At 76.2% G+C, this 12,632-nt stretch carries 14 protein-coding genes; 11 read left to right on the top strand and 3 right to left on the bottom strand.

The window, feature by feature from the left end; translation table 11 throughout:
* Positions 1 to 50 precede the first annotated feature (50 nt).
* Positions 51 to 605, top strand: coding sequence for an O-acetyl-ADP-ribose deacetylase (locus AC1VL8_RS05860; protein WP_483074506.1), 555 nt, complete (start codon positions 51 to 53; stop codon positions 603 to 605).
* A gap of 75 nt (positions 606 to 680) precedes the next feature.
* Here AC1VL8_RS05860 and AC1VL8_RS05865 read toward each other — a convergent pair whose 3' ends face one another.
* Genes AC1VL8_RS05865 through AC1VL8_RS05875 form a run of 3 tightly spaced genes read right to left on the bottom strand, consistent with a single transcriptional unit; the run spans position 681 to position 2,837 of the window.
* The gene (locus AC1VL8_RS05865; RefSeq protein ID WP_483074507.1) at positions 681 to 1,061 is read right to left on the bottom strand and encodes a hypothetical protein; all 381 of its coding nucleotides are present in this window, start codon (positions 1,059 to 1,061) and stop codon (positions 681 to 683) included.
* Positions 1,058 to 1,657 carry an ArsR family transcriptional regulator gene (locus AC1VL8_RS05870; protein ID WP_483074508.1) on the bottom strand — a complete coding sequence of 200 codons (600 nt, stop codon included), beginning with the start codon at positions 1,655 to 1,657 and terminating at the stop codon, positions 1,058 to 1,060. The genes AC1VL8_RS05865 and AC1VL8_RS05870 overlap by 4 nt, the downstream gene beginning before the upstream one ends.
* Before the next feature lie 10 nt (positions 1,658 to 1,667).
* The gene (locus tag AC1VL8_RS05875) at positions 1,668 to 2,837 is read right to left on the bottom strand and encodes a pyridoxal phosphate-dependent aminotransferase (protein WP_483074509.1); all 1,170 of its coding nucleotides are present in this window, start codon (positions 2,835 to 2,837) and stop codon (positions 1,668 to 1,670) included.
* 78 nt (positions 2,838 to 2,915) lie between these two features.
* Between AC1VL8_RS05875 and AC1VL8_RS05880 the strand changes: the two genes are divergently transcribed.
* The 10 genes from AC1VL8_RS05880 (at position 2,916) to AC1VL8_RS05925 (ending at position 12,628) form a co-directional block, all read left to right on the top strand.
* Positions 2,916 to 3,854, top strand: coding sequence for an SHOCT domain-containing protein (locus tag AC1VL8_RS05880; RefSeq protein ID WP_483074510.1), 939 nt, complete (start codon positions 2,916 to 2,918; stop codon positions 3,852 to 3,854).
* A gap of 68 nt (positions 3,855 to 3,922) precedes the next feature.
* Positions 3,923 to 4,276, top strand: coding sequence for a TraR/DksA family transcriptional regulator (locus AC1VL8_RS05885; RefSeq protein WP_483074511.1), 354 nt, complete (start codon positions 3,923 to 3,925; stop codon positions 4,274 to 4,276).
* 50 nt (positions 4,277 to 4,326) lie between these two features.
* Positions 4,327 to 5,205 (top strand): SDR family NAD(P)-dependent oxidoreductase, encoded by an 879-nt coding sequence (locus AC1VL8_RS05890; protein ID WP_483074512.1) that lies wholly within the window; start codon positions 4,327 to 4,329, stop codon positions 5,203 to 5,205.
* A gap of 1 nt (position 5,206) precedes the next feature.
* On the top strand, positions 5,207 to 5,869 hold the full coding sequence (locus AC1VL8_RS05895) for a TetR/AcrR family transcriptional regulator (protein ID WP_483074513.1): 663 nt from the start codon (positions 5,207 to 5,209) through the stop codon (positions 5,867 to 5,869).
* Complete coding sequence (locus AC1VL8_RS05900; RefSeq protein ID WP_483074514.1) at positions 5,859 to 6,632, top strand: hypothetical protein; 774 nt, start codon at positions 5,859 to 5,861, stop codon at positions 6,630 to 6,632. The genes AC1VL8_RS05895 and AC1VL8_RS05900 overlap by 11 nt, the downstream gene beginning before the upstream one ends.
* Positions 6,633 to 6,637: 5 nt before the next feature.
* A complete protein-coding gene (locus AC1VL8_RS05905) occupies positions 6,638 to 7,903 on the top strand; it encodes an aminotransferase class III-fold pyridoxal phosphate-dependent enzyme (RefSeq protein WP_389233655.1) in 1,266 nt (421 codons plus the stop codon).
* 123 nt (positions 7,904 to 8,026) lie between these two features.
* On the top strand, positions 8,027 to 9,238 hold the full coding sequence (locus tag AC1VL8_RS05910) for an MFS transporter (RefSeq protein WP_483074515.1): 1,212 nt from the start codon (positions 8,027 to 8,029) through the stop codon (positions 9,236 to 9,238).
* Positions 9,239 to 9,358: 120 nt separating this feature from the next.
* The gene (locus tag AC1VL8_RS05915; protein WP_483074516.1) at positions 9,359 to 11,032 is read left to right on the top strand and encodes an HNH endonuclease signature motif containing protein; all 1,674 of its coding nucleotides are present in this window, start codon (positions 9,359 to 9,361) and stop codon (positions 11,030 to 11,032) included.
* 56 nt (positions 11,033 to 11,088) lie between these two features.
* Positions 11,089 to 11,568 (top strand): VOC family protein, encoded by a 480-nt coding sequence (locus tag AC1VL8_RS05920; protein WP_483074517.1) that lies wholly within the window; start codon positions 11,089 to 11,091, stop codon positions 11,566 to 11,568.
* Between the two features lie 88 nt (positions 11,569 to 11,656).
* On the top strand, positions 11,657 to 12,628 hold the full coding sequence (locus AC1VL8_RS05925) for a DMT family transporter (protein WP_483074518.1): 972 nt from the start codon (positions 11,657 to 11,659) through the stop codon (positions 12,626 to 12,628).
* The last annotated feature ends 4 nt before the right edge of the window (positions 12,629 to 12,632 follow it).

Below are 12,632 nucleotides of genomic sequence, written 5' to 3' on the forward strand. Positions count from 1 at the left end.
TGTCGGCCCACCGTAGGACGGACCGCCGCGGCGCGCGCGACGATGGGGTCGTGCGCATCGAGGCCGTCGCCGGCGACATCACCGTCCAGGACGTCGACGCGGTGGTGAACGCCGCGAACTCCTCCCTGCTCGGCGGGGGCGGTGTCGACGGCGCGATCCACGCCGCCGCGGGCCCCGGGCTGCTGGCGGCGTGCCGCGAGCTGCGCCGCACCACGCTGCCGGACGGCCTGCCGACCGGGGACGCCGTCGCCACCGGTGCCGGTCGGCTCCGCGCCCGGTGGGTCGTCCACACCGTCGGACCGGACGCCCGCGCCGGTCAGACCGACCCCGCCCTGCTGCGGTCGTGCTTCACGCGGTCGCTCGACGTCGCCGCCGGGCTCGGCGCCCGGACCGTCGCGTTCCCGGCCGTCAGCGCGGGCGTCTACGGCTGGTCGGCGGACGCCGTCGCCGCGCACGCCGTCGCAGCCGTGCGCGGCTGGGCGGACGTCCACCCCGACGGCGTGGACCTGGTGCGGTTCGTGCTGTTCTCGCCACGGGTGCTCGGGGCGTTCGAGGTCGCGCTCGCGGGCGCCGACCGCGATCGCGGTACGACCACCTACACGTAGGGCGGAAGCTGGGGGAGCACGGTCGCCGCGAGGTCGACGATCCGTTCGCAGAGCGGCAGGTCGGCGCGGACGTCCTCACCGCGGGCACGCAAGCTCGTTGAGGTAGTCGCCGTCGTTGCGGGCACGGCGGATGCGCTGGTACGGCGCGAGCCGCGGCCCCAGCGGCGGGTGCAGCTGGGCGTGGACGGCCTCGTACACCGCGACATGACCCCCGGCACGCGTCGGACGGAGTCCCTGGGCCAGCAGGACGGCGGTCAGCGCCTTGCGGTTCGCCGCGTGGAGCGCGTCGTACGCGAGCTCGACGTCGTCATCGGCGAGCAGCGCGGCCGATCGGAGGTGGACCCGGGCCTTGGCGAGCGGCGCGCCGGCACCCTCGGGGTCGGCCGGCACGGGCTCGAGGGTGCCGCGGACGATCATCTGGTCGATCGAGGCCCGACCCTGGCCCCACCCGTTCACCGGGCAGCCTCCTGGTCGTCCGCGCCGAGGGCCAGACGGACCCGCGGTCGTGCGCGGACCTGGCGGACGAACGGGTCGTCGTCCCGTGTCCAGCGTTCCTCGGTGAGGTACGTCGCGTTGACCTCACGCCCGAGGACGGCCTCGGCCTCCAGGAGCGCGGCGTCGACCGACCCGCGATCGGGTGACCCGACGACCAGCACGTCGATGTCCCCGGGCGGGCCGCCTGGTTCGCCGTGGAACCGCGCCGCCCAGGAGCCGTGCACGTAGGCCTCGTCGATCCCCGCGATGCCCGTCAGTGCCACCTCGAGCAGCCGGGACGGGCCGAAGGTGACGATGAGCAGCTGACGCAGCGGCGGGATCGCCGGGTTGTCCTCGGCGGGACGGAGCAGGACCGCACGTCCGACCCGCTCGCCCCGCAGCAGGCCCGCGTCGAGCAGGCGCCGTGCCTCGCGGGAGACGGTGGGCTCGGGGGCGTCGAGCGCTCGGGACAGCTGGGTCGCCGTCAGGCCGACGTCGCTGGTGAGCACGCGCAGCAGCAGACGGGCTTGGGTCGTCGACCGGAAGATGGGCAGGAGCGGGGGGGCCTCGGTCCTCATATGGCGAACGTTATCCCTCGTCATATGAGGGCGTCACGGGTGCCCGCCCCGGCAGCCTCGACAGCCCCGTCCGGAGGTCGTCGGCCGTGGCGGTCAGCGAGATCCGCGCCCAGCCCTCGCCCCGCGGGCCGAACGCCGACCCGGGCGCGACCGCCACCCCCGCCGTCCGGACCAGGTCCTCCGCCCAGGCCGCGACGTCACCGTCGGTGGCGTGGGAGACGTCCGCCCACAGGTAGATGCCCCCGGCGGCGGGCAGCCAGGGGATCCCGGCCGCGTCCAGCAGGCCCGTCGCGAGGTCGCGGTGCGCCCGGTACGTGGCCCGCGCGTGGTCGACGGCGTCCTGCGGGCCGGTCAGCGCCGCGAGCGCCGCGTACTGCGCGGGGGTGTTCACGCACGAGATCACCGACTCCTGCAGCCGGGGCATCAGCGGGGCCATCGCGTCCGGCACCACCAGCACCCCGACCCGGAACCCGGTCATCGCGTGCGTCTTGGAGAACGTGTGCAGCGTCAGCACCCGGCCGTCGGTGTCGAACCGCGCCGCCGGGACGTGCGGGGCGTCGTACGTGAACGCCGCGTACGCCTCGTCGGACAGCACCCACAGGTCGTGCCGCCGGGCGACGTCCACCAGCTCGGCGACCAGGTCGGCCGGGAGCACCGTGCCCAGCGGGTTCGACGGCGAGTTCAGCAGCAGGACCCGGGTGCGGTCGGTGATCGCGGCCTCCACCGCCGCCGGGTCCGGGAGGAACCCGTCCTCGGGGCGCAGCGCGTACGGCTGCGGCTCGGCCTGGAGCAGCCGGGTGGCCATCGTGAACGGCGGGTACCCGGGGTCCGGGACCAGCACCCCGTCGCCCGCGCCGACCGTCAGGCTCAGCGCGAGGTGCAGGGCCTGCGCACCCCCGGCGGTGACCCACACGTTGTCCCGGCGCACCGCCGGCGCGTGCTCCGGGTCGAGCCGGGCGGCCACCGCGTCCCGCAGCGGGGCGATGCCGCCGTTCGGCGTGTACCGGGTGTCGTCGCGGTCGAGCGCGTCGCGGGCCGCGGCCAGGACGTGCGGCGCGGTCGGCAGGTCGGGCTCGCCGACGCACAGCACCACCGCGTCCGGGCGGGTCCACGCGAGCTCGAGCACCCGGCGGATGCCGGAGGCGGGGACGGCGCGGGCGTGGGGGGCGATGCGGGGCACCGCCGCAGGCTAGCCCCGGCCGATGACGGTCGCGTGACGCACCGGCGCCGGCGGGCGCGGGTTGGCAGGATGGGGTGCGTGAGTGCCGCACCCCGGGTCCCGTCCGTCCTGTCCACCGACGTCTCCGGCACCGTGGTCCGGGCCCTCGTCGGAGCCGGGGTCGCCGCGTCCGGCGGGTGGCTGCTGTGGTTCGGCGCGCACGAGTGGCGGACCGTCTCCTGGGAGTGCGCCGCCGGGACGTGCGCGACCGACGACTTCGCCGGGGCCGCGCCCGTGCTCGGCATCCTGGTCCTGGCCGCGGCCCTGGGCGTGCTGGCCCCGCTCACCCGGCGGGCGACCCCCGGGCTGGTGGTCGCGGTCGGCAGCGCCGCGTGGCTCGCGGGTCTGCAGGCCGCGGTGCGCGACCACCTCAACACCGAGCAGGGCGTCCGCCGCACGAGCATCGTCCTCGGCGTGGTCCTCGCGCTGGCCGTCGTCGCGGCCGTCGCCGGTGCCGTGCGCAGTCTCGGGCCGTCCACGGTCGCCCGCGCCCGCGGGCTCACCCGGACCTGGGCGCGGGTCACCGACTACGAGGACGTCGACGGCACTCGGTGCCGGGCGACCGTGCACTTCGACGACGACCGCGGCGTGCGGCACGCCGTCCGGACCGAGGTGCCGCGCGACGCGTTCCGGCACGCCCCCCGTGCCTGGTACGACCCCGCGCGCCCCGACGACGCGGAGCGCATGCGGGTGGTCGTGCCCGGCCAGCCGCTCACCGCCGCCACCCGGACCGCGCGCGACGAGGCCGTGCGGGCGCTGCTGCCGCTGCCGGGCGACCGTCACGTCGGCCGCGACGGTGACCGGCCGCGGGCCCGGTCGGCCAGTGCCCCGTCGGCGTCGTCGCCGCGGCCGTCCGCTCCCGCCGGGACCGTCGTCGACGACCTGGAGCGCCTCGACCGGCTGCACCGCGACGGCGCGCTCACCGACGAGGAGTTCGCCACCGCCAAGGCCCGGCTGCTCGCGGACGGCCGCCGCTGAGCCCCGCCCGAGCGCGCGCCGCGTCCCGTGACCGGGCGCGGGACGGCCGACGGGCGGATAATGGGCTCATGCCCGACCTCGACGTGGTGGAGATCGCGGCGGTGCTCCGGGAGCGCCGGCGCGAGGCCGTGGCCCGCCTCGCGGGCACCGACGCCGAGCGGGACGCCGTCGTCTCCGCCGCCCGGGAGTCCGTCACCGACGACGAGCACGACCCCGAGGGGTCGACGATCGCCTACGAGCGGCGCATCCTCGACGCCCTCACCCACGACATGCGCGAGCGGATCGCCGAGGTCGACGCGGCCCTCGCCCGGATCGACGCCGGCACCTACGGCACGTGCACCCGGTGCCACCGCCCCGTCCCCGCCGAGCGCCTCCAGGCCCTGCCCACCGCGAGCACCTGCGTGGCCTGCGCCGGCCGCTGAGCCGTTCGGGGCACGCGGCGTTACCGCTGCGTTACGGCTGCGGCCGGGGCGTGGTCAACGGCCGCGGCGCCTGGCACAGTGCGTTCTGGGTCGATCGACCCACTGGTCGGCCGCCCCCGAGGAGACCCGTCATCGCCCCGCACCCCCGCCCCGTCGCCGTCGTCACCGGCGCCTCGTCCGGCATCGGCGCCGAGTTCGCGCGCCGGTTCGCCGCCCGCGGGTACGACCTCGTGCTCGTCGCCCGCCGCGAGGACCGGCTCGTCGAGCTCGCCGCCCGGCTCGAGGCCGACCACGGCGCGGCGTCGACGGTGCTGACCGCCGACCTGGCCGACCCCGCCGCCCCGGGTGCGCTCGTCCGCGAGCTGGAGAGCCGCGGCGTACTCGTCGACGCGCTGGTGAACAGCGCCGGATTCGGCACCTACGGCCCGTTCGAGGGCGAGGAGCCCGACCGGGTCGCCGCGGAGATCCAGGTCAACGTCACCGCCCTCACCCTGCTGTCCCGGCTGCTGCTGCCCGACCTGGCTGCGTCCCGGCGCGGCATCCTGGTCAACATCACCAGCACCGCCGCGTACCAGCCCGGGCCGTCGTTCGCCGTGTACGCGGCGACCAAGGCGTACGTGCGGTCCCTCACCGAGGCCCTGTGGGCCGAGCACCGCGGCGGGCGGCTCCGGGTCCTCGCCCTCGCGCCCGGCCCCGCGGAGACCGAGTTCTTCGACGTCGCCGGGTCCGACGGGTTCCGGATCGGGCAGGTGCTGCCGGTGCCGCAGATCGTCGACGTCGCGTTCCGCGCGCTCGACCGGCGCGACCCGCCCCCGTCGGTCGTCGCCGGGCTGCGGAACCGCGTGACCGCCGTCGCCGCCGGACTGGTGCCCCGCCGGGTCGTCCTGCACGTCGCGCGCCGGCTGGCCCGCGAGCCGGAGGTCGGCTGACATGCCCCGGATGGCCGTCGAGGACCGGCGCCGCGCCCTCGTGGACGCCACCGTGCGGGTCATCGCACGGGACGGCGTCGCCGGTGCCACGACCCGAGCCGTCGTCGCCGAGGCCGGCATGTCGCTCGCGAGCCTCCACTACGCGTTCCCGTCCCGCGAGCACCTGATGGAGGCGGTGATCGCCGAGGTCACCGCCCAGGAGCGGCGCACCGCCGAGGCGGGCCTCCTGCCGGTCGCCGCCGCGCCGGGCGACGACGAGCCACCCGCCCTCGTCGACGTCCTGCGCGACGGCCTCGACCGGTACGTGACCCTGCTCGCCGCCGACCCCGCCCGTGAGCAGGCGCTGCTCGAGCTCGCCCTGTACGCCATGCGCACCACCGGGCAGCGGGCGTCGCTCGTCGGCCAGTACGACGTCTACCGCGCCTCCGCCCGCGCCAGCCTGTCCGCCGCGGCGCTCGCGGCCCGCAGCCGGTGGACCGTCCCCCTCGACGAGGTCGCACGGGCGCTGGTCATGGTCACCGAGGGGCTCACCACCACCTGGCTCGCCGACCGCGACACGGCCGCCGCCCGGACCACCGCGCGGTTCGCCGCGGGGGCGCTGGCGTCGCTCGCCGAGCCGGTCGGGGCCACCACCGACCACCAGGAGGACGACCGTGCTCACTGACACCGACCCGCGGGTCGCCGCGCACGTCAACCTGCTCGCCGTCCTCGGCACCCTGCCCGAGCTCGTGCGTCGCGTCCCGGAGGCCCGCGCGCTGCTCGCCGCCGACCCGCGGCCGGTGTCGCTCGCGTTCGTCGTGCGGGGCGGCCCGCGCGCGGTGCTCGCGTTCCGCAACGGGCAGGTGCGCGTCGTCCCGGACCGCGCCGTCGCCACCGTCGTGCTGCCGTTCGCCTCGCCCGCCGCGTTCAACCGCGTCATCGCGGGCGACGCCCGACCCGTGCCGGTGACCGGGTTCCACCGGGTGCCGTTCCTGCTGCACGTGTTCGCACCGCTCACCGAGCTGCTCACCCGCTACCTGCGGCCGTCCGGCGAGGACCTCGCCGACCCGGGGTTCCGGGCGACCAGCACCGCGCTGACCCTGCACGTCGCGGTCGCCGCCGCCGCCCAGGTCGCCAACGAGGACCGCGCCGGCCGGTTCAGCGCGCACCTGATCGGGGACGGGGACGTGGCGCTCGAGGTCACCGGCGCGCTCGCCTACACCCTGCGGGTCCGCGACCACCGGATGACGTTCCTGCCCGAACCGTCCCCGCACCCGCGCGCCGCGCTCACGTTCGCCGACCTCGACACCGCGGGCGCGCTGCTCGCGGGCCGGGTCAGCGCGATGGCGTGCCTCGGCGACGGCCGGATGGCGATGCGCGGCACCGTCTCGATGGTCGACAACGTCAACCGCGTCCTCGACCGCGTCGGCCAGTACCTCGGAGAGTGAGCGCGATGACCACGACCCCGTACACCTACGCGAAGAGCCGCGAGGCGTTCGACCGCGCGCTGCGCGTCGTCCCGTCCGGCATCTACGGCCACCAGGGACCCGCGGAGGGCTGCTACGTCCCGACCACCGCGTTCCCGCTGTTCTCCCAGCGGGCCGAGGGCACCCGGTTCTGGGACGTCGACGGCAACGAGTACATCGACTACATGTGCGGCTACGGGCCCAACGTGCTCGGGTACGGCGACCCCGACGTGCGCGCCGCCGCCGAGGCCCAGGCCCGCCTCGAGGACGTCGTCACGATCCCGTCGACGATCATGGTCGACTTCGCCGAGCTGCTCGTCGACACCGTCGCGAGCGCCGACTGGGCCTTCTTCGCCAAGAACGGCGGCGACACCACGACCCTCGCGGTCATGACGGCCCGGGCCGCCACCCGGCGCAAGAAGATCGTGTTCTTCGACGGGTTCTACCACGGCGTCGCGCCGTGGACGCAGAAGCTCGACTACCCCGGCGTCCTCGAGGAGGACGTCGCCCACAACCTCTACGCGCCCTGGGACGACCTGCCCGCGCTCGAGCGGCTGCTGTCCGAGCACCGCGGCGAGATCGCGGGCCTGATCGCCCAGCCGTACATGCACGGCAACTTCGTCGACAACCGGCTGCCGAGTCCCGGGTTCTGGCAGGCCGTGCGCCGGCTCTGCGACGAGCACGGCATCGTGCTGATCGTCGACGACGTGCGTGCCGGCTTCCGGCTCGACCTCGCCGGCTCCGACCACCACTTCGGGTTCCAGGCCGACCTGATCTGCTTCTGCAAGGCCCTCGCGAACGGGTACAACGTCTCCGCTCTCTGCGGCCGGGACTCGCTCAAGGACGTCGTCAGCAGCCTGTCGTACACCGGTTCGTACTGGATGAGCGCCGTCCCGTTCGCCGCCGGCATCGCGACCCTCACCAAGCTCCGCGAGATCGACGGGCCCGCCCTGTTCGACCGGCTCGGCACCGAGCTCACCACCGGGCTCGTCGCGGCGGCGGCCGACCACGGGATGCGCCTCGTCGCGTCCGGCGCACCCGCGCTGTTCTACCTGCGGCTCGCCGAGGACGACTCGCTGATGCTGCACCAGGAGTGGGTCGCCGAGTGCGTGCAGCGCGGCGTGTTCCTCACGTCGCACCACAACCACTTCATCAACGCGGCCCTCACCTCCGCGGACATCGCCCGGACAGTCGAGGTCGCGCACGAGGCGTTCGGGATCGTGCGGGCCCGGCACCCCGAGCTCGGCGGCTGACGCGGCTCCACCTGATCCACGGCTCCACGGATCCACGGCTCCACGGCTCCACCAGCACGGTGACACGCAGACGACGGCCCGACGACGCGCCGCCCCGGACCGAGGACGAGCGGGCGAGGACGGATGGGCACGAGAGAGCTGACGGGAGCCGCGCGGGTCGCGGTCGCGGCCGCGTACGCCGCGCAGGGCTTCGGCTACGCGACGGTCGTGACGGCACTACCCGCCGTCAAGGAGCGGCAGGGCATCGACGACACCGCGGTGTCCCTGGTCGTGCTGCTCGTCTGCCTCACCGCCGCCGCGGGGTCCGTCGTCGCGGAACGCGTGGCCGTCCGGCGGGGGAGCCGGGTCGCGCTCCTCGGCGGGCTCGCCGCGCAGGCGGTCGCCCTGCCGGTCGCGGCGCTGTCCACGCCGCTGGTGCCGTTCGTCGCAGGGCTGGGGCTCTACGGCCTCGGGCTGGGCCTCGTCGACGCGGCCGGTGGGATCCAGGGCGTGCTCGTGCAGCGACGGGTCGGGCGGCCGGTGATGTCCGGGTTCTTCGCCTGCTACACCGCGGCGGCCGTCGCCGGGGCGCTCGTCATGTCCGCGCTGGTCGGGGGCACCGGGGTGCCGGGCGCAGCCGGGGCCATGCTGCTCGCCGCGGCGCTCCTGGCCGGCGCGCTGGTGCTCGGCCGGGGCCGGCTCGTGCCCGTCGACGTCCCGCTCGCCGGCGGAGGACCCGCGGTCGCGCCGTCGCCGCGCGTGCCGTTGCCGGCCCGCGGGATCGTCGTGTTCGGCAGCGTGGTGCTGGCCGCGTTCGTCGCGGACTCGGCGGTCAGCACCTGGAGCACCGTGTACCTGCACGACGTGCTGCTCGCCTCGGCGGGCACCGCCCCGCTCGGCTACGCCGCCTACCAGGCGTCCGTGCTGGTCACGCGCCTCGTCGGTGACCGGGCCGTGCGACACGTCGGGCGCGCACCCGTCGCCGCCACGACCGCGACCGCGGCCACCCTCGGGCTGGTCCTCGTCGCACTCGTGCCGAGCGCCGTCGCCGCCGTCATCGGGTTCGCGGTGGTCGGCGTCGGCGTCGGCGCACTGGTGCCGCTGGCGTTCTCCGCCGCCGGCGAGCTCGACCCGGCCCGCGTGGACGAGGTGGTCGCCCGGGTCAACCTCTTCACCTACGCCGGGGCGGTCCTCGGGGCGGTCGCCGTCGGGCTGCTCGCCGACGGGCCGGGTCTCGCGCTCGCGTTCCTGCTGCCGGCCGCGCTCGTCGCGCCGACCGTCGCCACCGCACGCCGGTTCGCGCTCCCCGGAGCGGTCGCGGTCGGGGAGCGGACGGGCCGCCCCGCCGCGCGCTGAGGGCGGGGCCTGACGGCGAGCGGGTGCCGAGCCGTCCACAGGTGCGGGGGTCGCGCGTCGTCCCCAGGTCGGGCCGTCGGGGGCACCCGGTGCCGGGGCGGGGTGCCTACGGTCGGTGGCATGGCAGCAGACGGGCAGGAGCACCCGGGGGACACGCCCGCCGGCGCGTACCCCGCTGGCGCCCGTGACGGCGCGCCCCACCCGTACCCGTTCGGGTCGAGCCTCGTCGCGCGCACCGCAGCGCGGGAGGCCGCGCAGGCCGCCGTGCGGGCCGGTGGTCCCGGTCCCGACTGGGACGCGCTGCCGGTGCCGCCGGAGGTGCGCGAGCGGTGGCGTGCCGTCCCGGCCGAGGACCCGTCTGCCCGGTCCCACGACCGCATCGGGCAGGAGACCCGCCGGCAGGTCGCGCTGCTCGAGGCCGCCGTCCCCGGGGTCGAGCTCGCGGACTGGCTGGACCGGGTCGACCCGGACGCGCTGCCGTCCGCGGTCATGGTCGAGGCCGTCGTTGCCGCGGCCCGGGTCGAGGCGTGGGCGCACGCCCGCACCGCCCGGTGGGCGGCCCGCCTCGCGGCGTGCCCGGAGATGGACCCCCAGTGGAGCCGCCTCGCCGGGCCGCCCCCGGCACAGCGGTCGGTCGCCGGCGACGAGCTCGCGATCCGCATGGCCACCTCCCGGCTCGCCGCCAACCGCCTCGTGCGCGAGGGGGTCGCCTACGACCAGACGCTGCAGGCCACCGGAGCCGCCCTGGCCTCCGGGGACGTCGACCCCGCCCGTGCCCGCCTCCTGGTCGACCGGCTCGCGGACCTGCCCTGGCAGGTCGCCACCGCCGTCGAGGACCGGGTGCTGCCCGGAGCGGGACGCCGGACCCTGGCCCAGCTCGAGGGTGACGTCACCACGGCGCTCCTCGAGGTCGACGCCCACGGCGCCCAGCACCGCGAGGACGCCGCCCGCGCCGCGCGGCGCGTCGGTCGACCCCGGGCGATGCCCGACGGGATGGCCTCGATGTCGCTGCTGCTGCCCGCCGAGGACGCCCTGCGGGTCGACGGGGTGCTCCAGCACGCCGCGGCCGCCGCGAAGAACCTCGGCGACGAGCGCACGCTCGACCAGCTGCGCGCCGACGGGCTGCGGGACCTGGTGGTGGGCGCGCCCGCGGTCGTGGACACCTCCGACGCGGCCACCTCGTCGGACACCGGATCGGACACCGCGCCCCCGGTCCCCGGCCTCGACCCGCTGGCCCTCGGACCGCGACCCGGCGTCACCGTCTGGGTCACCGTCTCCGCAGACACCCTGCTCGACCTCGACGACCGGCCCGCGCACCTCGACGGGTACGGCCCGGTCGCCGCCACCCGCGCCCGGGCCCTCGCCGCCGGCGGCACGTGGCGGCGCCTCGTCACCGACCCCGCCTCCGGCGCGGTGCTCGACGTCGGGCGGACCCGCTACCGACCACCCACCGCGCTCGCCGAGCACGTGCGGCTCCGGGACAAGACCTGCGTGCGCCCCGGGTGCACCCTGCCCGCGCGGCACGCCGAGCTCGACCACACGCGCGGATACCGCCGCCGGCCCGGCGACCCGCCCGGCACCCCCCTGGGCACGACCAGCGCCGACAACGTCGCGCCCCTGTGCCACCGGGACCACCGCCTCAAGACCGACGGCGGCCACACCCTGCACCAGTACGCCCCGGGACGGTTCCAGTGGGTGACACCGACCGGACACACGTACCGCACCCGGCCCGGCACCGACGACACCCTCCGCACCACCACCCGCCACCCCGACGACGAGCCACCGCCGTTCTGACCGGTGCTCGCGACCCCGGGGAGCACACTGGGTCCACCCGAGCCGAGGAGGCCCCCGTGCAGACCCGCGTCCACCCCTTCCTGTGGTTCGACGACCAGGCCGCCGAGGCCGCCGACCTGTACGTCTCCCTGATCCCGAACTCGCGCGTGCTCGACACCCGGACGTACCCGGACGGGGCCCCGGACGTCGCGCCGGGCACCGTGATGTCGGTGTCGTTCGAGCTCGACGGGCTCCCGGTCGAGGCCCTGAACGCCGGGCCGCAGTTCCGGTTCACCGAGGCGTTCTCGTTCTTCGTGTCCGTCAGCACCCAGGAGGAGGTCGACGCACTCTGGGACGGGCTGGTCGCCGGCGGCGGCGAACCCTCGCGGTGCGGGTGGCTCAAGGACCGCTTCGGGCTGTCCTGGCAGATCGTGCCGACCGCGCTCGGGGAGCTGCTCCAGGACCCGGACCCAGGGCGCGCGCAGCGGGCGATGCAGGCGATGCTCGGGATGCAGAAGATCGACATCGCGGCGCTGCACGCCGCGGCTGACGGGTGAGGTCCCGCGACCGGGGTCGGTCCGCAGGTCGGTCCGCGACGTCCGACCTCCGCCGGACCGTGTCGGCGGCCGGACGTAGTGTGCGCGGGTGACCGAGCAGACCGGGGCCCGACGGCCCGACCCCAGCACCGTCGCCCAGTTCCTCGGCATGGGTGTCGTGTGGGGCGCCAGCTTCCTGTTCATGAAGGTCGCCCTGGACGGCACCACGCCGTTGCAGGTCGCGTGGACCCGGCTGATGCTCGGCGCGCTCGCGCTGGGCGGCGTCATGCTGGCCACCCGCAGCCCGCTGCCGCGCTCGGCGGCGATGTGGGGTCACTTCGTCGCCGTCGGGTTCCTCGGCTGCGCAGCCCCCTACACGCTGTTCGCGTGGGCGGAGCAGCACGTCTCCTCGGGCATCGCGTCGGTGTACAACGCCACGACCCCTTTGATGACCGTCCTCGTGGTGACCCTCGCGCTCCGGGTGGAACGCCTCACGCGCGACCAGGTCGTCGGCGTGGTCGTCGGGCTCGCGGGGGTCGTCGTGCTGAGCGCCCCGTGGCGGCTCGCGGGCGAGGGCGCGGTCGACGAGATCGCTGGTCAGGTGGCGTGCCTCGGGGCCGCCCTCTGCTACGGGCTCACGTTCGGCTACCTGCGGCGCTTCGTCACCGGCCGCGGCGTGCCCGCGGTCACCACAGCGTTCCTGCAGATCGCCTGCGGCGCGCTGGTGATGCTGCTGGTCACGCCGTGGGTGGTGACCTCTCCCGTCGAGCTCACGCCCGCGATCGTCGGGAGCCTCGTCGTGCTCGGCGTGCTCGGGACGGGGATCGTCTACATCTGGTACATCCACGTCCTGCTGCGGTGGGGACCGACGGCGACCAGCACCGTCACGTACATCACGCCCGTCGTCGGCGTCGCCCTCGGGGTTCTGGTGCTGGGTGAGCGGCTCGGTTGGCACGAGCCCGCGGGCGCAGCCCTGGTGCTGATCGGCATCCTGCTCGCGCAGGGCCGTCTGCGCCGTCGCCGGGCGGTCCCGACGGAGCCCGCCGTCGCGGTGGCAGCCCCGGAGCGCGGCCTACCCTGATCCG

Source organism: Cellulomonas sp. KU4C, from assembly GCF_056868065.1.